Below are 22,437 nucleotides of genomic sequence, written 5' to 3'. Positions count from 1 at the left end.
CTAGATCTCCGCCAGGATGCGGGCCGGGCCGGCGTCTCCGCCGCGGATGGCGAGGGGGAAGGCGAGCAGGCGCACCCGGCGGCCGGCCAGCCCGTCGAGGTGGGTCAGGTTCTCGGCGATCAGCACGTCGTTGCCGAGCAGCGTGCGGTGCACCGGGAAGTCGAATCCCTGCGGGCGGCGGTGCACGGGCAGGTCGGGCGTGATCATGTCGACGCCCACGAACGGGATCCCGCGCTCCACGCACCACTCGGCGAGCGCGGGGGAGAGGCTCGGGTGGTCGCCGTACTCGGGCGAGGTGAACTTCGTGCTCCACCCCGTCGCGACCAGGAGGAACTCGCCGCGCTCGGGCTCGGGCCCGCCGGCGAGCACGTCCTCGACGGTGATCTCCTCGCCGGGCTTGCGGTCCACCCGCGACACCACGGCGGTGCCGTGGAAGCGCTCGACCGGCAGCTCGTCGATCGGGGTGCCGCCCTCCACGATGTGCGAGGGGGCGTCGACGTGGGTGCCCACGTGCAGCGCCAGCGTGATCGACGAGATGTTCATCGGCGCCCCGTCCGCGATCGCGGCGATCTGGTGGCGCTCCACCTCGGGGAGGATCGGGATCTTCGGCATCCCGGCCCAGAGCGGGTGGGACAGGTCGACGAGCGTCACTTGGCCGCCTCCGCGTAGTAGTCCAGCAGCTCCCACTTGGCGAGGAACTCGCGCATCTCGGCGAGTTGTTCCTCCGACAGCCCGGACCAGGGATGGACGGGCGGGCCGAGCTCCAGGCCCATCAGGCCGGCGGCGGCCTTGACCGCGGGCAGGAAACCGAGGTTCGTCCAGCGGCTGGGGAACTCGGCGAAGAACAGCGCCAGGCGGGCGGCCTCGGCGGGGTCACCGGCCTCGAACGCCTCGACCAGGCGAGCGGCCAGCGGCAGGCCCGAGGTGGGCAGCATGGCGCCGGAGCCGCCGAGGGCGAGCGTGGAGAACAGCAGCTCCATGTTCGTGTAGACGTGCGCGTGGCCCTGGATCCGGTTGACCAGGCCGAGCAGCTTCGCCTCGTCGCGAGAGGTCTCCTTGATCGCGGCGACGTTGGGGTGGCTGCAGATCCGGGCCATCGTGTCGACCGAGAGGTCCACGCCGAGGCGCGGATTGTTGTAGAGCAGCACCGGGATCGGGCTCGCGTCCGCCAGGGTGGCGAACCAGCGGTAGGCCTCCTCCGCCGTCGGCGCGGCACCCCACGGCTTCGGGCTCGCCACCGCCGCGGCCACCGTCGCGCCGCGCTTCGCGATCTCGCCGGCGAGCGCGATCGACTCCCGGATCGACGCGCTGGAGACCCCGGAGATCACCGGCACCCCGGCGGGGAGCTCCTCGCGGGCCGCGTCGACCAGCCCGAGCCGGGCCGCGCGCGTCAGGACCTGGAACTCCTGGCTCTCCACCGCGCCGACGGTCACGGCGACGGGCTTCTCGCGGCCGAGCGCCTGCAGCTGGGCGGCGAAGCGGCCCTTGTCCACGCGCACGGTGTCCCGCACGAACGGGGTCAGCGCGGCCACGACCAGGCCGCGGCGCAGCACGACGTCGGACGTCATGGGAGAACCTCTCGAGAGCGGAATCGACAGCACCGCGCCGGGCGCGGCACGGGTGCGGACCGGCCGCCCGGGCACGGGCGGCCGGGGTCCGGCTGACCGGGATCGGCGCGGGATCAGCCGCGCGGGCAGGGGCGACAGCTGCGGCAGCCCCGGTCCCCGCGCGTGTCACGGGGGTGGGACAGCACGTCGCGCTGGGCGCTCGGCACGTCTGACCTCCCCGGGGGCGCGAGTTCGGAACCGGACACGGCGACAGTAAGCCGGGCCCGGAACGAGCGCAAGCGTGTGTCGCCATGTGTCTCCACGTGTGAACACTGAATGACGCGGATGGCCGAATGTGCGGACACGTGTCGTACAGTGACGGCCACGCAACGGTCCGGAGGAACGCGGTGGCAGCAGGCTCGACAGGCCAGGTGGCAGGGCAGGCGGGCGCTGGTGAGGCGCAGTACCTGGTGCTGCGGGACGAGATCGTCGGCGGCGCCCTCCCGTCCGGGACGACGCTGCTGGAGACGGCGCTGGCCGCGCGGCTCGGCGTCGGCCGGGCCCCGGTGCGCGAGGCGATCCTGCGGCTGGAGTGCGACGGGCTGGTGGTCCGGGGGAGCCGCGGCCCGCAGGTCCGCACCCTGACCGCCACCGAGGTCGTCGAGATCTACCAGGCCCGCATCGCCCTGGAGGCCGAGGCGGCCGCCTCCGCCGCCGCCCACCGCTCCGCGCTCGACCTCGCCCGGCTGCGGCACGTCCACGAGGAGGCCCGGCAGGCGACCGACCCGGACCAGATCCGGATGCTGCACGGGCGCTGGCACTCGGTGCTGCGCCAGGCCTGCCACAACCCGACGATCACCGGGATCCTCGAGCGCCTGGCCCTGCAGCTCGCGCTCTACGACAGCGTCGACATGTCCCGCAACCCGAACCTCGACTCGTCCGACGACGAGCACACGGCGGTCCTCGACGCGATCACCGCCGGGGACCAGGACACCGCTCGCTCGCTGCTGCGCACCCACCTCGAGCGGACCCGGGACGTCCGCATCGCCGCGTTGGTGCGCGAGGAGACCACCGCCGGCTGAATGTCCGGTCGATCGCCCGCGGACGGGACGGGGTTCCCGAGGACCGGGATCCTGTCCGGACACCTTGTGCCGCAAGGCGAGCGGTGTGGGTCACAGCGTCACCCGAGGGATTGACGCGGCCCGGTCACGCGTACGTACAGTGGCAGGGGCCCTCACGGGCCACACCATCCAGAGCGGCTGAGAGACCTGGCTCGACGACGCCGCAGCAACCCCCCGTCCTCGGGTGCGGGTGCTAAAGCCGGGAGCGATGGAGGACGGATGTTTCTCGGGGTGCGGCGCCGTCACGTGGACCTCCTGCGCACGGCCAGCGCGGCCTGTCGGGGCTGACGCGCCCGACTCCCGTCCGCCCTCCCGCAGGAGAGGTCTGCCCTCATGGCACCGTTCCATCTCGCCGTCGCCCTCGACGGCGCCGGCTGGCATCCCGCCGCCTGGCGCGAACCGGGCGCCCGCCCGGAGTCGCTGTTCACCGCCCGCTACTGGGCGGCGCTCGCCCGGGCCGCCGAGCGGGGCCGCCTCGACCTGCTCACCATCGAGGACGGCCTGGGCCTGCAGTCCGGTGACCACCTCGCCGAGGGCGCCCGCCGCACCGACCTGGTGCAGGGCCGGCTCGACGCGTCGCTGGTCGCGGCGTTCCTCGCGCCCCTGACGCAGCACGTCGGTCTCGTCCCGACCGTCACCACCACCCACACCGAGCCCTTCCACATCGCCTCGGCGATCTCGACGCTCGACCACGACAGCCGCGGCCGCGCGGGATGGCGCGTGCAGACCTCGGCCCGGGCGGACGAGGCGGCGCACTTCGGCCGCCGGACCCTGCCGGAGATCCGCCGCGAGAGCCTGAACACCCCCGAGACGGCCGCCGCGGTGCAGGAGCTGTTCGACGAGGCCGCGGACGCCGTGGAGGTCGTCCGCCGGCTCTGGGACAGCTGGGAGGACGGCGCGGAGATCCGGGACGCCGCCACCCACCGCTTCCTGGACCGCGACAAGGTCCACGCGATCGACTTCGAGGGCCCGCACTTCGCGGTGAAGGGGCCGGGCATCGTGCCGCGCCCGCCGCAGGGCCAGCCGCTGGTCGTCGCGCTCGCGCACGCCCGCACCGCCTACGAGCTGGCCGCCCGCGCCGCGGACGTCGTGTTCGTGACGCCGCGGGGGTCCTCGGACATCGCCGCGGTCCTCGGCGAGATCCGCGCCGCCCAGCACGCGGTCGCGCGGACGGGCCCGCCGCTGACGGTGCTCGCGGACCTGGTGGTCGTCCTCGACCGGGACGCGGACGCCGCGCACGAGCGGCTCCGCCGCCTCGACGCGATCACGCCGCTGCGCTCGGACGCCGCGGTGCTCGCGGGTACCCCGACCGCGCTCGCCGACCTGCTGGAGTCCTGGGCGGACGAGGGGCTCGACGGGTTCCGGCTGCGGCCCGCGGTGCTACCAGCCGACCTCGACGCGATCGTCGACGACCTGGTGCCGGAGCTCGCGCGGCGCGGGCTGTTCCGCACGGAGTACGAGGCGGGGACGTTGCGGGAGCGGTTCGGGCTGGGGCGCCCGGCGTCGCGGTACGCGGGGGTGGCGGCGTGAAGCGGCAGGTCATCCTCGGGGCCTACTTCCCGGGCGTCAACCACGACACCGTGTGGAGCGACCCGGCCTCGGGCAGCCACATCGACTTCAGCTCCTTCGAGCACTGGGCCCGTACCGCCGAGCGCGGCACCCTCGACCTGCTGTTCCTCGCGGAAGGACTGCGGCTGCGGACCCGCGGCGGGCAGGTGTTCGACCAGGACGTCGTCGGCCGGCCGGACACGTTCACCGTGCTGGCGTCGCTGGCGGCGGTCACCGACCACATCGGGCTCGCGGGCACGATCAACGCGACCTTCAACGAGCCCTACGAGCTCGCCCGCAAGTTCGCGACCCTGGACATCCTCTCCGGCGGCCGGGCCGCCTGGAACGTCGTGACGAGCTCGGACGCGGACACCGGGGAGAACTTCCGGCGCGGCGGGTTCCTGGACAGGTCGCAGCGCTACGAGCGTGCCGGGGAGACCCTGGACGCGGTCCGGGCGCTCTGGGACTCGTGGGGATCGGACGCGGTGGTGGCCGATCCGGCCTCCGGCCGCTTCCTGCGCGACGAGCGGGTGGGGGAGTTCTCCTTCCGCGGCAGGCAGTTCGACATCGCCGGCCGGTTCACCACACCGCGGAGCCCGCAGGGGCACCCGGTCGTGCTGCAGGCCGGGGAGTCACCGGCGGGGCGGGACTTCGCCGCCTCCCGCTCGGACGCGATCTTCTCCCGCTACCAGAAGTTCGACGAGGCGAAGGCCTTCTACACCGACGTCAAGGCGCGGGTGGCGAAGTTCGGCCGCGATCCCGACCAGGTCAAGATCCTGCCGTCGGCCGCGGTCCTGCTGGGGGACACCGAGGCCGAGGCGCGCGACCGGCACCGGGACGTGCGCAGCCGGCAGGTGGACCCGTTCACCGCGATCGTGCTGGCCGAGATGGTGTGGAACCGGGACCTCTCGCAGCTCGACCCGGACGGCCCCGTCCCGGAGCTCGAGCCCACGCCCGGGGCGCCGGCGTGGATCCGCGGGCGGGCCCCGCTGAGCCAGGACCCGCAGGCCACGGCCGAGGCCTGGCGGGCGCTGGGCCGCGAGCACGGCTGGTCGCTGCGCGAGGTCGTGACTCACGTGTTCGACCGGGCGGTGTTCGTCGGGACGCCCGCGGGGGTGGCCGCCGAGATCGACCGCTACGTGCAGGAACGCGCCGTCGACGGGTTCATCCTCGGCTCCCACGTGAGCCCCTACGGCCTCGACGAGGTCGTCGCGAAGGTCGTCCCCGAGCTGCGCGACCGCGGGGTGTTCCGCACGGCGTACACCGGCGCGACGCTGCGGGAGAACCTCGGGCTGCGGCCCTCGACCGGACTCGGCGAGCCCCGCCGGACCGCGGCCGCCTCATGACCCGCTACCTGCTGCGCCGCATCGGCACCGCCGTCGCGGTGCTGTGGGCCGCCTACACCGTCAGCTTCGTCGTGCTGTGGCTGCTGCCCGGCGACCCGATCACCACGATGGCGAGCGGCGGCCTCGACGGGGAGCCGCTCACCCCCGCGGCGATCGAGGCGCTCAAGGCGCGCTACGGCTTCGACAAGCCGCTGATCGCCCAGTACGGCACCCGGCTGTGGGACGCGCTGCACGGCGACCTCGGCACGTCCATCCAGACCGGGCAGGACGTGCGCGGGGCGATCCTCGACGCCCTGCCGCCGACCCTGCAGATCGCGGTCGGCGGCCTGCTGGTCGCGGTCGTGCTGGGCACCGGCCTGGCGCTCGCGGCGACTTACACCCGCTTCCGCTGGCTGCGGCAGGTGCTGATGGCGCTGCCGTCGCTGGCGGTGTCGCTCCCGGTGTTCTGGGTCGGGCTGATGCTCGTGCAGATCTTCGCGTTCGGGCTGCACCTGCTGCCGTCCGTGGGGGCCAACGGGTTCAAGGCGCTGGTGCTGCCCTCGCTCACGCTCGGGCTGCCGATGGGCGCGCTCGTGGCGCAGGTGCTGGCGAAGAGCCTGGACACCGCGCTCGACGAGCCGTACGTCACCACCGCCCGGGCCAAGGGCGTGGGGCGGGCCGCGATTCACCTGCGGCACGCGCTGCAGAACGCGGCGATCCCGGCGCTCACGGTGCTGGGCTACGTGGCCGGCAACCTGCTGGCCGGCACCGTCGTGGTGGAGACGGTGTTCACCCGCCCCGGGCTGGGCCGGCTCACCGTGCAGGCCGTCGGGGTGCAGGACATCCCGCTGGTGCAGGGGATCGTGATCTTCGCGTCGTTCGTGTTCGTCCTGGTCAACCTCGTGGTCGACCTGATCTACCCGGTCCTCGACCCGAGGATCGCGAAGGGGGTGCCGGCGACCGCATGACCGAACTGCTGATCCGCGCCGAGTCCGCGGAACCCGTGTCCTCCTCGGTCGTCCTGGCCGAACCACCGGGCCGGGGCGAGCGCCTGCGCCGGCTGCTGCGCTTCCTCGGTCGACGGCCGGGCCTGGTCGTCTCCGCCGTCGTGGTGCTGCTGGTGCTGGTGGCGGCGTTCTTCCCCGCCGTGCTGGCGCCCGGGGACCCGAACCTCGGCGTGGTCGCCGACAAGCTGCGCGCGCCGAGCGGGGCCCAGTGGTTCGGCACCGACTACCTGGGCCGGGACGTGTACTCCCGGGTGGTCCACGGGGCGTCGCTATCGTTGCAGGCCACGCTGATCGCCGTCGCCGTGGCGCTGGTGGTCGGCGGCCTGATCGGGCTGCTCGCCGGGTTCGTGGGGCGGTGGGTGGACGAGTCGCTGATGCGCGTCGTCGACGTGCTGCTGTCCATCCCGGCGATCCTGCTGTCGCTCGCGCTGATCACGGCGCTGGGCTACGGCACCGTCAAGGTCGCCATCGCGGTCGGCATCGCCAGCGTCGCGAACTTCGCGCGCGTCATGCGGGCCGAGACGCTGCGGATCCGGCAGTCGACCTACGTCGAGGCCGCCCGCTCCGTCGGCACCCGCTGGTACGTCACGCTGTGGCGGCACGTGCTGCCCAACGCCGCCGGCCCCGTCCTGGTGCTCGCGGTGCTGGAGTTCGGCCTGGCCATCCTCGCGATCTCGTCGCTGTCGTTCCTCGGCTACGGCGCCCCGCCGCCGGCCCCGGAGTGGGGCTCGCTGATCGCCGAGGGCCGCAACTACCTGGCGACGTCGTGGTGGCTGTGCGCCATGCCGGGCCTGACGATCGCCGCGACCGTGCTGTCCGTGAACCGGATCTCGCGGGCGCTCGACGGGGAATGGAGGCGGGCCGCGTGAGCGAGCGTGCGAGCGAACCATCGGACCTGCGTCCTCCGCTGCTGGAGATCGAGGACCTGGACGTGGCGTACCGGATCGCCGGGGGCCGGATCGACGCGGTGCAGGGCGCGTCGCTGACCGTCGCCGAGGGCGAGGTCGTCGCGATCGTCGGTGAGTCCGGCTCGGGCAAGTCCACGCTGGCGCAGGCCGTGATCGGGCTGCTGCCCGCCAACGGGACCGTCACCGGGGGCAGCGTGCGCCTCGGCGGGGCCTCGGGGGTCACCGAGCTGTCCGGCCTGGGGGAGAAGGCCTTCCGGGCGGTGCGCGGCAGGCGGATCGGGCTCGTCCCGCAGGACCCGACCGTGTCCCTCAATCCCGTGCACAAGATCGGCAAGCAGGTCGGCGAGGTGCTGCGGGTCCATGGCCTGGCGGACCGGCGCACCGCCGCGATCCGGGCCGTGGAGCTGCTGGGCAAGGCCGGCCTGCCGGACCCGGAGATCCGCGCGGGCCAGTTCCCGCACGAGCTGTCCGGCGGCATGCGCCAGCGGGTGCTGATCGCGATCGCGACGGCCGCGAACCCCCGGCTGATCATCGCCGACGAGCCCACCAGCGCCCTGGACGCGACCGTGCAGCGGCGCATCCTCGACCACCTGGACACCCTGCGCGAGCAGGGGACCGCGATGCTGCTGATCACCCATGACCTCGGGGTCGCGGCGGACCGGGCGGACCGGGTCGTCGTGATGTCCGGCGGGCGGATCGTGGAGCAGGGGCCGGTCCGCCGGATCCTCGACGATCCCGCGGACGCCTACACCCGCCGGCTCGTCGCGGCAGCACCCGGCCTCTCGGCGCCGGCCCGTCCGCGGGTCGCTCCGGTGCCCTCGGGCTCGCCGATCGTGCAGGTCAGCGACCTGGTCAAGGAGTTCCCGCTGCCGGGTCGCCGCACCCTGCGGGCGGTCGACGGCGTGTCGTTCGAGATCGGGCGGGGCGAGACCCTCGCCCTGGTCGGGGAGTCCGGCTCCGGCAAGTCCACCACCGCGCGGCTGGTGCTGCGGCTGGCCGACCCCACCTCCGGCGAGGTGCGGTTCGACGGCACGGACATCACCCGCGCCAAGGGCGGGGCCTGGCGGGACCTGCGCCGGCGGGCGCAGCTGATCTACCAGAACCCCTACGCGTCCCTGGATCCCCGCTTCTCGGTCGAGGACGTCGTCACGGAGCCGTTGCGCGCCTTCGGGATCGGCGGCCGGGCCGAGCAGCGGGCCCGGGCCGCGGAGCTGGTCGAGCGGGTGGCGCTGCCGGCCGCCCTGCTGGAGCGCAAGCCCGTCGAGCTCTCCGGGGGGCAGCGGCAGCGCATCGCCATCGCCCGGGCGCTGGCACTCTCGCCGGACCTCGTCGTGTGCGACGAGCCGGTGTCCGCACTGGACGTCTCGGTACAGGCCCAGGTCCTCGAGCTGCTCGAGGAGCTGCAGGCCGAGCAGGGGCTCACGTACCTGTTCATCTCGCACGATCTCGCCGTCGTCCGGCGGATCGCGCACCGCGTGGGGGTCATGCGGGAGGGCCGGCTCGTGGAGCTGCGCCCGACCGAGGAGCTGTTCACCGACCCCGCCCAGGACTACACGCGCGAGCTGCTCGCGGCCATCGCCGGGAGCCGTCGCACATCGGTCGGGAGGACCGCATGACCAGCACCGAGACCCACAGCACCGAGACCCGCAGCACCGCGCTGACCGGGATCGTCGGCGCCACCCGCGCCGCCGTCGGCGAGGACCCGGACAAGGCGCTGGCGCTGTTCCGCGCCACCGGCTCCGGCGGCGAGGGCGTCCGCACCGCGCTGCGGATCGGGCGGCACGAGGCCCTCGTCGACGAGCCCCCGGCACTGGGTGGCGACGACGCGGCGCCCAACCCCGTCGAGTACGCGCTGGCCTCGCTGATCTCCTGCCAGGTCGTCACCTACCGGTTCTGGGCCGCGCAGCTCGGCATCCCGCTCGACGACGTGCGGGTGGAGGCCGAGGGCGACCTCGACGTGCGGGGCTTCTTCGGCTTCGACGAGGCCGTCCGGCCGGGGTTCGGCGAGGTACGGCTCGTCGTCGACCTGAAGGGCCCCGCCTCTGACGCCGAGTACGCGCGGCTGCGGGAGACGGTCGACGCGCACTGCCCGGTGCTCGACCTGTTCCGCAACCCGACGCCCGTCACCACCCGGAAGGCCTGACGTGAGGTTCCAGGTCCTGGACATCGTCCCGCACGCGCCGCACCCCGTCACCGGCGAGATCGTCTCGGTGCACGAGCGGCTGCGTCGGGTCGTGGAGACCGCGGTGCTGGCCGAGCGGCTGGGCTTCGACTCCTACGCCGTGGGGGAGCGGCACGCGGGGGAGTTCGTGTCGTCGGCGCCGACGGTGCTGCTCGGCGCGCTCGCGCAGGCGACCTCGCGCATCCTGCTCAGCACGGGCGTCACGGTGCTGTCGCTGCTCGACCCGGTGCGCGTCGCCGAGGACTACGCCACCGTGGACCAGCTCTCCGGCGGCCGGCTGGAGATCGTGATCGGGAAGGGCAACGAGGACAAGCACTTCCCGCTGTTCGGCCTCGAGCTCGCCCGGCAGTACGAGTACCTCACCGAGAACTACGAGCTGCTGCGCCGGCTGCTCCGCGAGGAGAACGTCGACTGGGCGGGGATCCACCACCACGACCTGCACGGGGTGACGACCCATCCCCGCCCGTTCGCCGGCCCGTTCCGGATCTGGCACGGCTCGGCGACCTCGACCGACGCGGTGGACCTCGCGGCGAAGTGGGGCGACCCGATCTTCACCGCGAACGCGTTGCAGCCCAGGGAGAACTACCTCGTCCTGATCGAGCGCTACCGGGAACAGTGCGCGCTGCACGGCCGCGAGCCCGGCTACGTCGGCTCCGGATCGGGCGGGCTGTTCCTGGCCGACACCGACGAGGAGGCGATCGCGGAGTACCGGCCGCTGTACGAGGCGCAGGTGGCGAAGCTGAACGCCGCGCACGCCGGGGACACCCGCAAGGGCAAGCGGCTCACGTTCGAGACGATCGAGGAGGCCGTGGCCCACGGGCCCGCGCTCGTCGGCACCCCGGAGCGGGTCGCGGCCAAGATCCTCGACTACCACAAGGCCTTCCGCCACGACGTCCAGTCGGTGTCGGTCAATCCGGCGCTGCCGCACGAGCGGCAGCAGGAGGTGCTGACCCGGTTCGCCGAGGAGGTGATCCCGCTGGTGCGCCGCGAGGTCACGACCACGCTGTGGGGCCCAGAGGACCCCGGCCGCGCGGCCGGTTTCACGGCATGACGCTCCCGCTGTCGGTCCTGGACCTGGTCCCGATCAGCGCCGGGTCCACCCCGGCCGAGGCGCTGCGCAACACCCTCGACCTCGCCCGGCACGCCGAGCGCGCGGGCTACCGGCGGTTCTGGCTGGCCGAGCACCACCTCAACCCCGGTGTGGCGGGGGCGTCGCCGCCGCTGCTGATCGGGGCGGTCGCGCAGGCCACCGCGACGATCCGGGTGGGGTCCGGGGCGGTGCAGACCGGGCACCGCACGCCGCTGTCGGTGGTGGAGGAGTTCGGGATCCTCGACGCGCTGCACCCCGGGCGGATCGACCTGGGTCTGGGCCGGTCGGGCGGACCGCGCATCCGGCGCGAACCGCCCGCGGCCGGGCGGCGGGTCGTCGGCGGCGTCCTCATCCCGGAGGGGTACTCGCCGGCGGGGTTGCTGCGCTCGCCGCGGATCCGCGCGCAGCTCGAGCTGCTGCGCCAGCCGGAGGCCACGACCCCGGCCTACGACCGGATCGTCGACGACGTGCTGGGGCTGATCGCGGGCGACCACAAGTCCGGCGAGGGCGTGGAGGTGCACGCGATGCCGGGCGAGGGCGCGGCCGTCGAGCCGTGGGTGCTCGGCAGCAGCGGTGGCGACAGCGCCGTCGTGGCGGCGGAGCGCGGGCTCCCGTTCGCCGCGAACTACCACGTCAGCCCGGGGACGGTGCTCGACGCGGTGGCGGCGTACCGGGCGGCGTTCCGGCCTTCGGCGCAGCGCGCGAAGCCGTACGTGATGGTGTCGGCGGACGTCGTCGTCGGGCCGGACGACGCGACCGCCCGCGAGCTGGCGGCCGGGTACGGGCCGTGGGTGCACAGCATCCGCTCCGGCGCCGGGGCGATCCCCTTCCCCGACGCCGCGGGCGCCGCGGAGTACCCGTGGCCGCAGGAGGCACAGGAGCTCGTCGCGGACCGGGTGGACACCCAGTTCGTCGGCTCGCCCGCGACCGTCGTCGGCCGGCTGAAGGACCTGCAACGGGTCACGGGTGCGGACGAGCTGCTGGTCACCACCATCACCCACCGCCACTCCGACCGGGTCGCCTCCCAGACCCTGCTCGCCCGGGAGTGGGCCGCGTAGGACCCGCGGACCGGCCCGTGGGCCGCGCCCTCCGCCGCGAGCCGGCCCGCGGGCGGAGCCCTCCGTCAGCCAGAGCCGGTGGCCGAAACACACCTCGGCGATGTGCCCGGGCGGCGCGGACTGTCAGGCGCGGTCCAGGTCCGCCAGGACGTCGAGCCGGGCATGTCCCCGCTCCGCGATCCCCGGGATCGCCTCGGGGCCGGGCGCGGTGCCCAGCTCCTCGACCGCCCGGAGGTAGACGGCGACCAGGGCGTCCGCCAGCACCGTGGCGCGGGCGGGTGGGCGGTCGGCCAGCTCCGCGGCGAGCGTCCCCGCGGCGCGGTGCGCGAGGTCCAGCAGCGCCCGGTGCAGCGCCTCGCTCCCGGCGACGAGCCGCACCATGCCGCCGGGCCGGGTGAGGGCGCGTTCGGCCGCCGGGCCGAAGACGAACTCGTCGAACCAGCGGCGGAAGGCGGGCACGACCTCCTCGCCCGCCGGCCGGTGCGCGACCCGCGCCCGCAGCGTGTGCTCGAACTGCTCCGCCCGGTCGAAGACCAGGCTCTCCTTGGTGGGGAAGTAGTTGTAGAGGGTCTGGTCGGAGACGCCGGCGGCCTTCGCGATCTGCGACATCGCCACCTCCGCGTAGCCGTGGCGGCCGAACAGGTCGGCCGCCGCGAGGGCCATCGCCGCCCGCGCCCGCGCCTTCTTCTCCTCCCGGAGACCCATCCCCGCCCCTATTCTTGGTGTTACTCTAAGTTTTGTGCAACTCAAAGAATCATACGACGTGCTGGTGGTGGGCGGGGGACCGGTCGGCCTGTTCCTGGCCGCCGAGCTCCGCCGCGGCGGGGTGGACGTGGCCGTGGCCGAGCGCGCGCCGGCGCCCGTCCCGCAGATCAAGGCGGGATCCGTCGGACCGTCGTCGGCGGAGCTGTTCGACCAGCGGGGCCTCGCCGGGCTCTTCCCGCAGCCGGACCTGAGCGCGTTCGGCGGCGCTGGGGGACCGCGCCCGGTCGGGCACTTCGCCGGCCTCTGGATGCTGCGCGGCGCACCCGGGATCAGGACGTCACCGATCTTCGCCGCGCAGTACGACGTCGAGCGGGCGCTCGTGGAGTACGCGACCGGTCTCGGCGTCCCGATCCTGTGGGAGCACGAGGTCACCGCGCTGGAGGACGACGGCGGGCGGGTCCGGGTCGGGTCCGGCCCGGCCGAGATCGCGGCCGGGTACGTCGTGGGGTGCGACGGCGGGCGCAGCACCGTCCGCAGGCTCGCCGGCTTCGGCTTCGACGGCACCCCGGCGACGATCACCGGCCGGCAGGCCCTCGTCGACATCGCCGACCCGAACCCGTTGCCGCGCGGGTGGAACCGCACCGACCACGGGATGCTGGTGTACGGCCCGGACCCGCGGCGCGTGCTGACCGTGGAGTTCGACGGGCCGCCCGCCGACCGGGTCTCGCCGCTGGCCCGGGAGGAGATCGAGGGCTCGTTGCGGAGGGTGTCCGGCGCGGACGTCACGGTCACGCGGCTGCACAGGGGTACCCGCTGGACCGACAACACGCGCCAGGCCGACACCTACCGGCGCGGTCGCGTGCTGCTCGCCGGCGACGCCGCACACGTGCATCCGCCCTTCGGCGGCCAGGGTCTCGACCTCGGTTTCTCCGACGCCGCCAACCTGGGCTGGAAGCTCGCCGCGACGGTCCGCGGCCGGGCTCGGGCGGACCTCCTCGACACCTACGACGCGGAGCGCCGCCCGGTCGCCGCCGCGGTGCTGGCGAACACGCGGGCGCAGGTGGCGCTGATGCGCCCCGATCCGCAGACCTCCGCGCTCCGGGAGCTGTTCGTCGAGCTCATGGGTCTGGACGACACGAACGCCCACGTCAGCGCCATGATGGCCGGGATCGCGCGGTACCCGGTGGAGAGCGGTCATCCGGAGGCCGGGCGGATCGCCGCGGACCGCCCGGTGGGGCAGCGGCGGCTCTACGAGGTGCTGCGGACCCCGGGTGGCGTCCTGCTCGACGCCACCCCGGACGGTGCGGCGGGGCAGATCGCGGCGGGCCGGGTGCCGGTCGTCACCGGACCGGAGAACCTGTTGATCAGGCCGGACGGGGTCGTGGCCTGGGGCGGCACGGATCGCGGCGACCTCGACGGCCTCGACGGAGCCCTGGCCCGGTGGTTCGGCGACGGGACGTCGCGGTGATCGGCGAGGAGCAGCCGCCCGGCCGCCGCCGTGACCGGGCCGGACGGGGCCGTCTTGAGTGAGCGCCGACCAGGCCGGGGCGATCGACCGGCCGGCTCCGCCGGGGACGTGGCGGCCCGACCGCCGGCCGAGCTCCCGGACATGTGAGCGAACCGGTCTATGTTGCTTAGCGGCAAGCAAGTATATTGGGGGCATGCTGCTTCGCTCCCCGAGTTCCGGTCCCTCCCGTACCGAGAGCACCCGGGGCGCGGCGGTCGGGACGCTTCTCGAGGGCGACGAGCCGCTCCCGGGCCGGCGGCTGGTGTTCGTCGTGGTCGGGCTGGCCCTCCTGCTCGGCTCCATCGACGCGACGTCCGTGGCCACGGCCCTGCCGGCGATGCAGACCGATCTCGGCGGCTCCCTGGGGTGGATCGGCTGGACCATCACGATCTACTCGCTGGGACAGATCGTCGCCCTGCCGATCGCGGGGCGCCTGTCCGACCAGTTCGGCCGCAACCGGATCTTCCTCCTCGCCGTCGCGGCCTTCACGCTGACGTCGCTGGCGGCGGGGCTCACGCAGGACATCGCGGTGCTCATCGCGGTCCGGGCGCTGCAGGGCATCGCGGCAGGGGCGATCATGCCCTCCGCCACCGGCATCGTCGCGGAGCGGTTCGGGCGCAACCGCGACCGGGCCATCGGCATGTTCACCAGCATCTTCCCCATCGGCGCGATCATCGGGCCGGTGGTCGGCGGGGTGCTCGTCAGCTACACGTCGTGGCGCTCGATCTTCTTCGTCAACCTGCCCCTCGGAGTGGTCATCCTGATCGGCGGGCTGCTGCTGATCGGGGTGCGCCGCCAGGGGCGCAAGGAGTTCGACGGGCCGGCGGTCGACGTCCCCGGCATCGCCCTGCTGGTCCTGTTCCTGCTGGGCGCGATGACGGCGATCACCGTCCTCAGCAGCACGGGTGCGCTGCCGGTGCGGCTCGTGGTCACGGTCGCCGCCGCGGTGGTCGCGGTCCTCGCGGCGCGCCGCTTCCTGCGTCACGCCCGCACCGCGGCCAACCCGGTCGTCCCGATCCGGCTGCTGCGCGGCCGCACGTTCGGCCCGCTCAACCTCGTCAACATCGTGTTCGGCGTCGTCGCGATCGGCTTCTCGGCGATGGTGCCGCTCTACGCCGAGCACCGCTACGGCATCGGCCCGCTCGTCGCCGGCAGCCTGCTGTCCGTGCGGGCCATCGCGATGATCGCGACGTCGTCCGGCTCGGTCGCGGTGCTGCGGACCGTCGGCACGCGCAAGCTGATGATCGCCGGCTTCGCGACCCTGGCGCTGGGCACGGGCCTGCTGGCCACCCCGCCGCCCGGTGGGCTCTCGCCGGAGGTCTGGCTCTCGATCACCGCGGGCATCACGGGGCTGGGCATGGGCATGGCGGGCCCGTCGAGCAACAACGCCTCCATGCACCTGGCGAAGGAGGAGATCTCGGCGATCGCGGGCCTGCGGGCGATGTTCCGGCAGACCGGCGGGATCGCCGGCATCTCGATCACGACGGCGGTGGTGTCCGTCGCCGCGAACCCCGGCCTCACACAGGCCTGGACGTTCGTGGTGTTCGGCCTGCTGGCGCTCGTCGTGGTCCCGGTGATCCTCCGGCTGCCCGACCACCGCGGCGCCTGGTAGCTCAGGCCAGCAGCTCGAGCGCCCCGGCCCACAGCCGCCGGACGACCTCGCCCGCCGGTTCCTCCCGGGCGAGCGCGGCGGACTGGCCCGCCCAGTTGTTGGCGCGGTCCACCTGCGCCCCGGCCCGCCGGTAGCGCCCGACCAGCGCCCGCTGCTGCGGGTAGGGGGCGGTGGCGGGGGCACCGGGCTCCCGCCACGCGGTGACGTACGGCGTGGCGACCGCCCGGCCCAGCCGGCCCGAGTAGGCGCGGGTGGGGACGGTGCCCTCCGGCGGCAGGTCCGCCAGCGCGGCGGCCCAGCTCGGGTCGATCCCGGCCTCGGGGGTGCGCAGGAACGCCGTCCCGACCTGCACCGCCGACGCGCCGAGGGCGAGCGCGGCGGCCACCCCACGGCCGTCGGCGATCCCGCCGGCGGCGATCACCGGGACGTCGAGATGGTCCGCCAGGCGCGGCACCAGCGCCATCAGGCTGATGTCGGTGCGCTCGGCCGCCGCGGGATCGAACGTGCCGCGGTGGCCGCCGGCCTCCATGCCCTGCGCGACGACCGCGTCCGCCCCGGCCTCCTGGGCGGCCAGCGCCTCGTCGAGCGTGGTGGCGGCGGCGAACCACGCGACGCCCTGCTCGCGGAGCCGGCGCACGAGGTCCGGCTCGAACAGCCCCATGATCGTGGAGACGGCGGTGGGCCGGGCCGCGAGCATGGCCTCGCACTGCTCGTCGTAGACGGGACCGGCGCCGGCCGGGTCGGCGGGGGAGCCGAAGCGCTGCAGGAACGCCGAGGCGGCCTCGACCCGGGCCGGGTCGTCGACCGGCTCGTCCGGTACCCAGACGTTGAGCTGCAGGGGCCCGCCGCCCGCGGCCCGGAACCGCGCGACCCAGGCCGCGATGGCGTCGGGCCGGTCGAGGACGACACCGTTGGCGCCCATCCCGCCCGCCTGCGCGACGGCGACCGCCAGCTCCGGGGGACAGGCCCCCGCCATCGGCGCCTCGAGGACCGGCACGGTCAGCCCGTACCGCTCGCAGAACTCGTCCACCCGCTGCAGCACCGGATCACCGTACCGCCGCCCGATCGGGTGGGATCGGGTTCCGGCGGTGTGCTCCGGTGGGCGGCCCGGTGGGCCCGGGACCAGCATGGCGGCCATGTCGATCAACCGTCTCGGGCTCGTCGCTGTCGCCGTGGCGGGGGCCGCCGCCCTCGCCGGCTGTTCCTCCCCGGCCTCGGGCGGCGCGGCCGCGACCACCACCCCGGTGGCCACGAGCTCCGCGGCGCCCGCCACCTCGGCCGCCCCCGTCGCGGCCGGCAGGTGCACGCTCGACCAGCTGACCGCCACCACCGGGCAGACGACGGGGGATGCCGGGCAGCGGCACACCGCCGTCGTCTGGAGGAACACGTCGACGAAGGCCTGCACGATGACCGGCTTCGGCGGGGTGGACCTGGTCGGGCCGGCCGACCCGATGGGGGCGACGTACTCGCTGCCCCGCTCGTCGGCCACGCCGGCGACGGTCCGCCTCGAGCCCGGCGCCTCCGCCCACACCACCATCACCTGGCTGCCGCCGCAGGACGGCCCGGGCTGGACCCCCACCGGGATGCACGTGACCCCGCCGGACGAGACCCGCTCCGCGACCGTCCCGTGGCCGGGCGGTGCCGTGCTGCGCCAGGACGGGGCCACGCGGCCCGGCACGTTCATCGCCCCGGTGCAGGCGGGCGCGCAAGGCTGACCCGGCCGACCGGTTCGCGCGGTCCTGTCCGGGTGACCCGCGCGTGCCGGGTCGTCCGGAGGGGCGCCGACGGCCATCGCGATCGTACGATCGACGCAGGTCCCGGACGTGCCGCGCGTCACGCCGGCCGGGAGCTCCGGCGTGGGAGAGTGCGCCGGGTGTGATGCGATCGTGGGCCGGTCCGGAATGTCCGTGTCGTCTACTGGGTGCAGACCCGGTGACGGGCCCGGACCCGGTGTCCGGGTCGCCAGGGCAATGAGGAGTACGGATGAGTGAGGGCAGTGAGAGCCCTGTGGCGCCCCCGGCGGGGCAGCGGATCGGTGTGGTCGCGGAGTCCGCCAAGGCCGAGACCCGGGTGGCGCTGACGCCCGAGGTCGTCCGCAAGGTCGTCGCGCTCGGCTACTCGGTCACGGTCGAGGCCGGTGCCGGGGTGCAGGCCGGGTTCGAGGACGGCGCCTACACCGAGGCCGGTGCCGAGGTGTCGGCGACCGCGCCGTGGGACGCGGACGTGGTCGTCACGATCAACGCGCCGGCCCCGGAGGACATCGAGCGCCTGGCCGCGGGCACGACGCTCATCTCGATGCTGGCCCCGGCGCTGGAGCCGGCGCGGCTGGAGGCCCTGGCCGCGCGCGGGGTCACGGCCCTGTCGATGGACGCGGTACCGCGGATCTCGCGGGCGCAGTCGCTGGACGTGCTGTCGTCGATGGCCAACATCGCGGGCTACCGGGCGGTGATCGAGGCGGCGCACGCCTTCGGCCGCTTCTTCACCGGGCAGGTGACGGCGGCGGGCAAGGTGCCGCCGGCGAAGGTGCTGGTCGCGGGCGCGGGGGTGGCCGGGCTGGCCGCGATCGCGGCGGCGAACAGCCTGGGCGCGGTGGTGCGGGCGACGGACCCGCGGCCCGAGGTCGCGGACCAGGTGAAGTCGCTCGGCGGGGAGTACCTGGCCGTCGAGGTGGAGCAGGAGCGCAGCACCGACGGCTACGCGAAGGCCACCTCGGACGCCTACAACGAGCGCGCGGCGGAGATCTACTCCGAGCAGGCCGCGGACGTCGACATCATCATCACCACGGCGTTGATCCCCGGGCGGGCGGCGCCGCGGCTGGTCACCGCCGAGCAGGTCGCGTCGATGCGGCCGGGCAGCGTGGTCGTGGACATGGCCGCGGCGCAGGGCGGCAACGTCGAGGGCACCGTCGCGGGCGAGGTGGTGACGACCGACGGCGGGGTGACGCTGATCGGCTACACGGACCTCCCGGCGCGGCTGCCGGCGCAGGCCTCGCAGCTCTACGGCACGAACGTGCTGAACCTGCTCAAGCTCCTCACGCCGGAGAAGGACGGCCGGCTGTCCATGGACATGGACGACGTGGTGCAGCGCGGGCTGACCGTGGTGCTCGACGGGCAGGCGCAGTGGCCGCCGCCGCCGGTGTCGGTGAGTGCGGCGCCCGCGTCCCCGCAGGCCGCCGCCCCGGTCGAGAAGCCGGAGCCGAAGAAGAAGGCCTCGCCGGCCGCCCGGGCGTCGGTGGGGGTGCTGGGCGCGCTCGCCCTGTTCCTCGTCACGGCGTTCGCGCCGGCGGAGCTGGCCGGGCACCTGACGGTGTTCCTGCTGGCCATCGTGATCGGCTTCTACGTGATCGGGAACGTGCACCACGCGCTGCACACGCCGTTGATGTCGGTGACGAACGCGATCTCCGGGATCATCGTCGTCGGCGCCGTCCTGCAGCTGGGGAGCAGCGGCACGCTGGTCACGGTGCTGGCCGCGGTGGCGACCCTGCTGGCGTCGATCAACATCGTGGGTGGATTCGCGGTGACCCGCCGCATGCTGAGCATGTTCTCTCGTAGCCCTGGGGGGCGCTGACCGATGGACACGTGGACGACTGCGGCGTACCTGATCGCCGCCCTGCTGTTCGTGGTCAGCCTCGCGGGGCTGTCGAAGCACGAGACCTCCCGATCCGGTGTCGTGTTCGGCGTCTCCGGGATGGCCGTCGCCGTGGTGGCGACCGTGGTGGCCCTGTTCACCGGCGGCGGGCCGGGCGCGCTCGGCGTCATCCTGCTGGTGGTCGCCCTGGTCATCGGCGCCGTCATCGGGCTGTGGCGGGCGCGGGTGGTCGAGATGACCGGCATGCCCGAGCTCATCGCGCTGATGCACAGCTTCGTGGGCCTCGCCGCGGTGCTCGTGGGCTGGAACGGGTTCCTGGAGGTGGAGTCCGGGAACACCGCGCTCGCCGGGGCCCTGCTGGGCATCCATCACGCCGAGGTGGTCATCGGCGTCTTCATCGGCGCGGTGACGTTCACCGGGTCGATCATCGCCTTCGGGAAGCTGTCGGGGCGGGTGAAGTCGAACCCGCTGCAGCTGCCGGGCAAGAACGTGCTGAACCTGGGCGCCCTGGTGGCGTTCGTGGTGCTCACGGTGGTCTTCGTGATCACGCCGAACCTGTGGCTGCTCGTGGCGGTCACGGTGCTGGCGCTGCTGCTGGGTCTGCACCTGGTGGCGTCGATCGGCGGCGGGGACATGCCGGTCGTGGTGTCGATGCTCAACTCGTACTCGGGCTGGGCCGCGGCGGCGTCGGGCTTCCTGCTGGGCAACGACCTGCTGATCATCACCGGGGCGCTCGTCGGCTCCTCGGGTGCGTACCTGTCGTACGTGATGTGCAAGGCGATGAACCGCTCCTTCATCTCCGTCATCGCGGGCGGGTTCGGGGCGCCGACCGGCTCGGCGGCGGCCGTGGAGGGCGAGCACCGCGAGATCGACGCCGCGGGGGTGGCGGAGCTGCTGGCGGACGCCGGCTCGGTGATCATCACCCCGGGCTACGGGATGGCGGTGGCGCAGGCGCAGTACCCGGTGGCGGACCTGACCCGCACGCTGCGTGAGCGGGGCGTGGAGGTGCGGTTCGGGGTGCACCCGGTGGCGGGCCGGCTGCCGGGGCACATGAACGTGCTGCTGGCCGAGGCCCAGGTGCCCTACGACATCGTGCTGGAGATGGACGAGATCAACGACGACTTCCCGGAGACGGACGTCGTGCTGGTGATCGGGGCCAACGACACGGTCAACCCGGCCGCCACGGACGACCCCGGCAGCCCGATCGCCGGCATGCCGGTGCTGACGGTGTGGGAGGCCAAGAACGTGATCGTGTTCAAGCGGTCCATGGCCACCGGCTACGCGGGGGTGCAGAACCCGCTCTTCTTCCGGGAGAACACCCAGATGCTGTTCGGCGACGCCAAGGACCGCGTGCAGGACATCGTCGCGGCCATGAAGGTCCCGGCCAACGCCTAGCCCGACTCCCGGGACCCGTCGGCGCCGGACACGGCCCGACGGGTCCCGGTCGTCCGTCACGGTGCGGCGTCTCCGTGTTTGCGGACGGCGAAGGCGTGGGCGACGTCGGCGAGCTCCCGGACCAGGGGCAGGGTGGTGTCCGGGTTGAGGACGCAGACCCAGTTCCGGCCCGCGTACTCGGGGTGGGGCAGGAGCACGTCGAGGGCGGTGAGGTCGGTGCCCAGGTCCAGCTCGCGGTAGCGGGCCCGGGTGAGGCCCAGGTTCAGCCGGATCACGCCCGGGCGGCCCAGGTCGGACGCCGTGTCCCAGGCGGCCGAGGTGACGATCGTGGCCCACGGGATCTGCCGCTCCGGCGGGAGGTCGCCGCGGGGATCGTGGAGGGCGAAGACGTCCCCGCCGGCGTCGACCACGCGGGTGCCGGGGCGGACGAGGGGGCGCAGGTCGTCGGTATCCATGCCTGCAGTTCGCCATGATTCGGCCGGTCGGCGCCCAGGCCAAGTGACTCAGATCACACTGGATGGCGGGCTGGGGATCGGTGCAGACCGCACCGGTGGGGGCGGAACGGGCGGACCGCTAGCGTGCGGGCCGTGACGAGAGTGGCTGTGGTGACGGGGGCAGGCAGTGGGATCGGGCGGGTGGTCGCCCGGACCCTGCTCGACGACGGGTGGTCCGTCGCGCTCGCGGGGCGGCGGCCGGAGCCCCTGCGGGACACCGCGGACGGGCACCCGGAGGCGCTCGCCGTGCCCACGGACGTCGCCGATCCGGCCGCGGTGGACGCGCTGTTCGCAGCGGTCCGGGAGCGCTGGGGCCGGGTGGACCTGCTCTTCAACAACGCCGGCGGCTTCGGCCCCGCCGGCACCCCCGACGAGATCGACGTCGACGCCTGGCGGGCCACCGTGGACGTCAACCTCACGGGCTCGTTCCTCTGCGCCCGTGCCGCGTTCGCCGCGATGCGCGCGCAGGAACCGCAGGGCGGGCGGATCATCAACAACGGGTCGATCTCCGCGCACGCCCCGCGGCCCGGCAGCATCGCCTACACGACCACCAAGCACGCGATCACGGGCCTGACGAAGTCGATCTCCCTGGACGGGCGGGCCTTCGGCATCGCCTGCGGGCAGATCGACATCGGCAACGCCGCCACTGACATGACGGCCGGCATCGCAGCCGGGGCCCGGCAAGCAGACGGGTCGGTGCGCCCGGAGCCGACGTTCGACGCCCGCCACGTGGGCGAGGCGGTGCGCCACATGGCGAACCTGCCCCTCGGCGCGAACGTCGGCTCCCTGACGATCACCGCGACCGCGATGCCGTTCGTCGGCAGGGGTTAGGGCTTCCGCCAGAACATGCCCAGCTGCGCGGCGGCGCCGGCGAGGCCCACGCCGGCGGCGACGGCCGCGGCGGCCGGGCCCTTCAGCTTCCGGTCGACCCCGAGGGCCCGGTCCACGCTGAAGCGGCCCGGTCCGATCGCGGCCAGCGCGACGGACGCGGCGGCCAGGTTCGTGACGTACTCCCAGCCCTCGGCGGTGATGAAGAAGCCGTTCGGGACGTGCACCGAGCGCGCGGCGACGGCCATCGTGCCGACCACGGAGGCCGCCGCGAGCGGCGTGCCCACGCCGGCGATCAGGGCCGCCCCGGACCCGATCTCGACCACGGCGCTCGCCTTGGCCTGCAGCTCGGGCTGCCGGAACCCGATGGAGCCGAACCAGCCGGCTGTGCCCTTGAGGCTCCGGCCGTGCTTGACACCGTGGGCGATCATCGTTCCACCGATCGCCGTGCGCAGCAGCAGCGCCGCCACGTCCCGTCCGGCCCGCCCGCTCGTGCGCCCGCGTCCGCGTCCCATCGACCAC

The 22,437-nt window shown here is 74.2% G+C and carries 21 protein-coding genes and 1 riboswitch; of the genes, 15 read left to right on the top strand and 6 right to left on the bottom strand.

Features of this window, described 5'->3' with window-relative positions:
* Entirely contained in the window at nt 1-651 is a 651-nt protein-coding gene (locus tag ABD324_RS14280; protein WP_344416562.1) for a cyclase family protein, read from the bottom strand.
* Nucleotides 648-1,568, bottom strand: coding sequence for a dihydrodipicolinate synthase family protein (locus ABD324_RS14275; protein WP_344416561.1), 921 nt, complete (start codon nt 1,566-1,568; stop codon nt 648-650). Before ABD324_RS14275 ends, ABD324_RS14280 begins: the two co-directional genes overlap by 4 nt.
* A 410-nt stretch (nt 1,569-1,978) precedes the next feature.
* Between ABD324_RS14275 and ABD324_RS14270 the strand changes: the two genes are divergently transcribed.
* From ABD324_RS14270 to ABD324_RS14230, 9 genes are all read left to right on the top strand, one after another.
* On the top strand, nt 1,979-2,629 hold the full coding sequence (locus tag ABD324_RS14270; protein WP_344416560.1) for a GntR family transcriptional regulator: 651 nt from the start codon (nt 1,979-1,981) through the stop codon (nt 2,627-2,629).
* A 161-nt stretch (nt 2,630-2,790) separates the two neighbouring features.
* Nucleotides 2,791-2,883, top strand: a riboswitch (SAM riboswitch).
* A 118-nt stretch (nt 2,884-3,001) separates the two neighbouring features.
* A complete protein-coding gene (locus ABD324_RS14265) occupies nt 3,002-4,198 on the top strand; it encodes an LLM class flavin-dependent oxidoreductase (protein ID WP_344416559.1) in 1,197 nt (398 codons plus the stop codon).
* Nucleotides 4,195-5,562: an NtaA/DmoA family FMN-dependent monooxygenase gene (locus tag ABD324_RS14260; protein WP_344416557.1), complete on the top strand. Its 1,368-nt coding sequence runs from the start codon at nt 4,195-4,197 to the stop codon at nt 5,560-5,562. The genes ABD324_RS14265 and ABD324_RS14260 overlap by 4 nt, the downstream gene beginning before the upstream one ends.
* Nucleotides 5,559-6,509, top strand: a complete 951-nt coding sequence (locus ABD324_RS14255; protein WP_344416555.1) for an ABC transporter permease — start codon at nt 5,559-5,561, stop codon at nt 6,507-6,509. Before ABD324_RS14260 ends, ABD324_RS14255 begins: the two co-directional genes overlap by 4 nt.
* Nucleotides 6,506-7,417 carry an ABC transporter permease gene (locus ABD324_RS14250; protein ID WP_344416552.1) on the top strand — a complete coding sequence of 304 codons (912 nt, stop codon included), beginning with the start codon at nt 6,506-6,508 and terminating at the stop codon, nt 7,415-7,417. The genes ABD324_RS14255 and ABD324_RS14250 overlap by 4 nt, the downstream gene beginning before the upstream one ends.
* Nucleotides 7,414-9,072: a dipeptide ABC transporter ATP-binding protein gene (locus tag ABD324_RS14245; protein ID WP_344416549.1), complete on the top strand. Its 1,659-nt coding sequence runs from the start codon at nt 7,414-7,416 to the stop codon at nt 9,070-9,072. Before ABD324_RS14250 ends, ABD324_RS14245 begins: the two co-directional genes overlap by 4 nt.
* Complete coding sequence (locus ABD324_RS14240) at nt 9,069-9,599, top strand: OsmC family protein (RefSeq protein WP_344416546.1); 531 nt, start codon at nt 9,069-9,071, stop codon at nt 9,597-9,599. The genes ABD324_RS14245 and ABD324_RS14240 overlap by 4 nt, the downstream gene beginning before the upstream one ends.
* Nucleotide 9,600: 1 nt before the next feature.
* Entirely contained in the window at nt 9,601-10,689 is a 1,089-nt protein-coding gene (locus ABD324_RS14235) for an LLM class flavin-dependent oxidoreductase (RefSeq protein WP_344416543.1), read from the top strand.
* Nucleotides 10,686-11,786: an LLM class flavin-dependent oxidoreductase gene (locus tag ABD324_RS14230; protein WP_344416541.1), complete on the top strand. Its 1,101-nt coding sequence runs from the start codon at nt 10,686-10,688 to the stop codon at nt 11,784-11,786. The genes ABD324_RS14235 and ABD324_RS14230 overlap by 4 nt, the downstream gene beginning before the upstream one ends.
* A gap of 123 nt (nt 11,787-11,909) precedes the next feature.
* Here ABD324_RS14230 and ABD324_RS14225 read toward each other — a convergent pair whose 3' ends face one another.
* Complete coding sequence (locus ABD324_RS14225; RefSeq protein ID WP_344416539.1) at nt 11,910-12,491, bottom strand: TetR/AcrR family transcriptional regulator; 582 nt, start codon at nt 12,489-12,491, stop codon at nt 11,910-11,912.
* 34 nt (nt 12,492-12,525) lie between these two features.
* Here ABD324_RS14225 and ABD324_RS14220 point away from each other — a divergent pair, with 34 nt between their 5' ends.
* The gene (locus ABD324_RS14220) at nt 12,526-13,959 is read left to right on the top strand and encodes an FAD-dependent monooxygenase (RefSeq protein ID WP_344416536.1); all 1,434 of its coding nucleotides are present in this window, start codon (nt 12,526-12,528) and stop codon (nt 13,957-13,959) included.
* A 193-nt stretch (nt 13,960-14,152) separates the two neighbouring features.
* A complete protein-coding gene (locus ABD324_RS14215; RefSeq protein WP_344416534.1) occupies nt 14,153-15,610 on the top strand; it encodes an MFS transporter in 1,458 nt (485 codons plus the stop codon).
* Nucleotide 15,611: 1 nt separating this feature from the next.
* Here ABD324_RS14215 and ABD324_RS14210 read toward each other — a convergent pair whose 3' ends face one another.
* On the bottom strand, nt 15,612-16,652 hold the full coding sequence (locus ABD324_RS14210) for an NAD(P)H-dependent flavin oxidoreductase (protein ID WP_344416532.1): 1,041 nt from the start codon (nt 16,650-16,652) through the stop codon (nt 15,612-15,614).
* Nucleotides 16,653-16,746: 94 nt separating this feature from the next.
* Between ABD324_RS14210 and ABD324_RS14205 the strand changes: the two genes are divergently transcribed.
* The 3 genes from ABD324_RS14205 (at nt 16,747) to pntB (ending at nt 20,593) form a co-directional block, all read left to right on the top strand.
* Complete coding sequence (locus ABD324_RS14205; RefSeq protein WP_344416530.1) at nt 16,747-17,325, top strand: DUF4232 domain-containing protein; 579 nt, start codon at nt 16,747-16,749, stop codon at nt 17,323-17,325.
* A 268-nt stretch (nt 17,326-17,593) separates the two neighbouring features.
* The gene (locus ABD324_RS14200) at nt 17,594-19,177 is read left to right on the top strand and encodes a Re/Si-specific NAD(P)(+) transhydrogenase subunit alpha (RefSeq protein WP_344416528.1); all 1,584 of its coding nucleotides are present in this window, start codon (nt 17,594-17,596) and stop codon (nt 19,175-19,177) included.
* Nucleotides 19,178-19,180: 3 nt separating this feature from the next.
* Nucleotides 19,181-20,593: a Re/Si-specific NAD(P)(+) transhydrogenase subunit beta gene (gene pntB / locus ABD324_RS14195; RefSeq protein ID WP_344416526.1), complete on the top strand. Its 1,413-nt coding sequence runs from the start codon at nt 19,181-19,183 to the stop codon at nt 20,591-20,593.
* Nucleotides 20,594-20,649: 56 nt separating this feature from the next.
* On the opposite strand, the gene ABD324_RS14190 is transcribed toward pntB, so the two are convergent.
* Nucleotides 20,650-21,048, bottom strand: coding sequence for a DUF6194 family protein (locus ABD324_RS14190; protein ID WP_344416525.1), 399 nt, complete (start codon nt 21,046-21,048; stop codon nt 20,650-20,652).
* A gap of 132 nt (nt 21,049-21,180) precedes the next feature.
* On the opposite strand from ABD324_RS14190, the gene ABD324_RS14185 reads away from it, so the two are divergent.
* The gene (locus ABD324_RS14185) at nt 21,181-21,918 is read left to right on the top strand and encodes an SDR family oxidoreductase (RefSeq protein WP_344416523.1); all 738 of its coding nucleotides are present in this window, start codon (nt 21,181-21,183) and stop codon (nt 21,916-21,918) included.
* Here ABD324_RS14185 and ABD324_RS14180 read toward each other — a convergent pair.
* Nucleotides 21,915-22,430, bottom strand: coding sequence for a DoxX family protein (locus tag ABD324_RS14180; RefSeq protein ID WP_344416521.1), 516 nt, complete (start codon nt 22,428-22,430; stop codon nt 21,915-21,917). The genes ABD324_RS14185 and ABD324_RS14180 overlap by 4 nt on opposite strands.
* Nucleotides 22,431-22,437: the final 7 nt, after the last annotated feature.

The sequence above is a fragment of the Pseudonocardia ailaonensis genome (genome assembly GCF_039531635.1).
GTDB lineage: Bacteria > Actinomycetota > Actinomycetes > Mycobacteriales > Pseudonocardiaceae > Pseudonocardia > Pseudonocardia ailaonensis.
The sequence above is the reverse complement of the archived record's forward strand: the minus strand, read 5'-3'. Positions and strand labels throughout refer to the sequence as shown.

Coding starts and splice junctions, on each gene's coding strand:
- ABD324_RS14275 (WP_344416561.1), bottom strand. CDS start 1,568: ATGACGTCCGACGTCGTGCTGCGCCGCGGCCTGGTCGTGGCCGCGCTG.
- ABD324_RS14265 (WP_344416559.1), top strand. CDS start 3,002: ATGGCACCGTTCCATCTCGCCGTCGCCCTCGACGGCGCCGGCTGGCAT.
- ABD324_RS14255 (WP_344416555.1), top strand. CDS start 5,559: ATGACCCGCTACCTGCTGCGCCGCATCGGCACCGCCGTCGCGGTGCTG.
- ABD324_RS14250 (WP_344416552.1), top strand. CDS start 6,506: ATGACCGAACTGCTGATCCGCGCCGAGTCCGCGGAACCCGTGTCCTCC.
- ABD324_RS14240 (WP_344416546.1), top strand. CDS start 9,069: ATGACCAGCACCGAGACCCACAGCACCGAGACCCGCAGCACCGCGCTG.
- ABD324_RS14230 (WP_344416541.1), top strand. CDS start 10,686: ATGACGCTCCCGCTGTCGGTCCTGGACCTGGTCCCGATCAGCGCCGGG.
- ABD324_RS14225 (WP_344416539.1), bottom strand. CDS start 12,491: ATGGGTCTCCGGGAGGAGAAGAAGGCGCGGGCGCGGGCGGCGATGGCC.
- ABD324_RS14215 (WP_344416534.1), top strand. CDS start 14,153: ATGCTGCTTCGCTCCCCGAGTTCCGGTCCCTCCCGTACCGAGAGCACC.
- ABD324_RS14205 (WP_344416530.1), top strand. CDS start 16,747: ATGTCGATCAACCGTCTCGGGCTCGTCGCTGTCGCCGTGGCGGGGGCC.
- ABD324_RS14200 (WP_344416528.1), top strand. CDS start 17,594: ATGAGTGAGGGCAGTGAGAGCCCTGTGGCGCCCCCGGCGGGGCAGCGG.
- pntB (WP_344416526.1), top strand. CDS start 19,181: ATGGACACGTGGACGACTGCGGCGTACCTGATCGCCGCCCTGCTGTTC.
- ABD324_RS14190 (WP_344416525.1), bottom strand. CDS start 21,048: ATGGATACCGACGACCTGCGCCCCCTCGTCCGCCCCGGCACCCGCGTG.
- ABD324_RS14180 (WP_344416521.1), bottom strand. CDS start 22,430: ATGGGACGCGGACGCGGGCGCACGAGCGGGCGGGCCGGACGGGACGTG.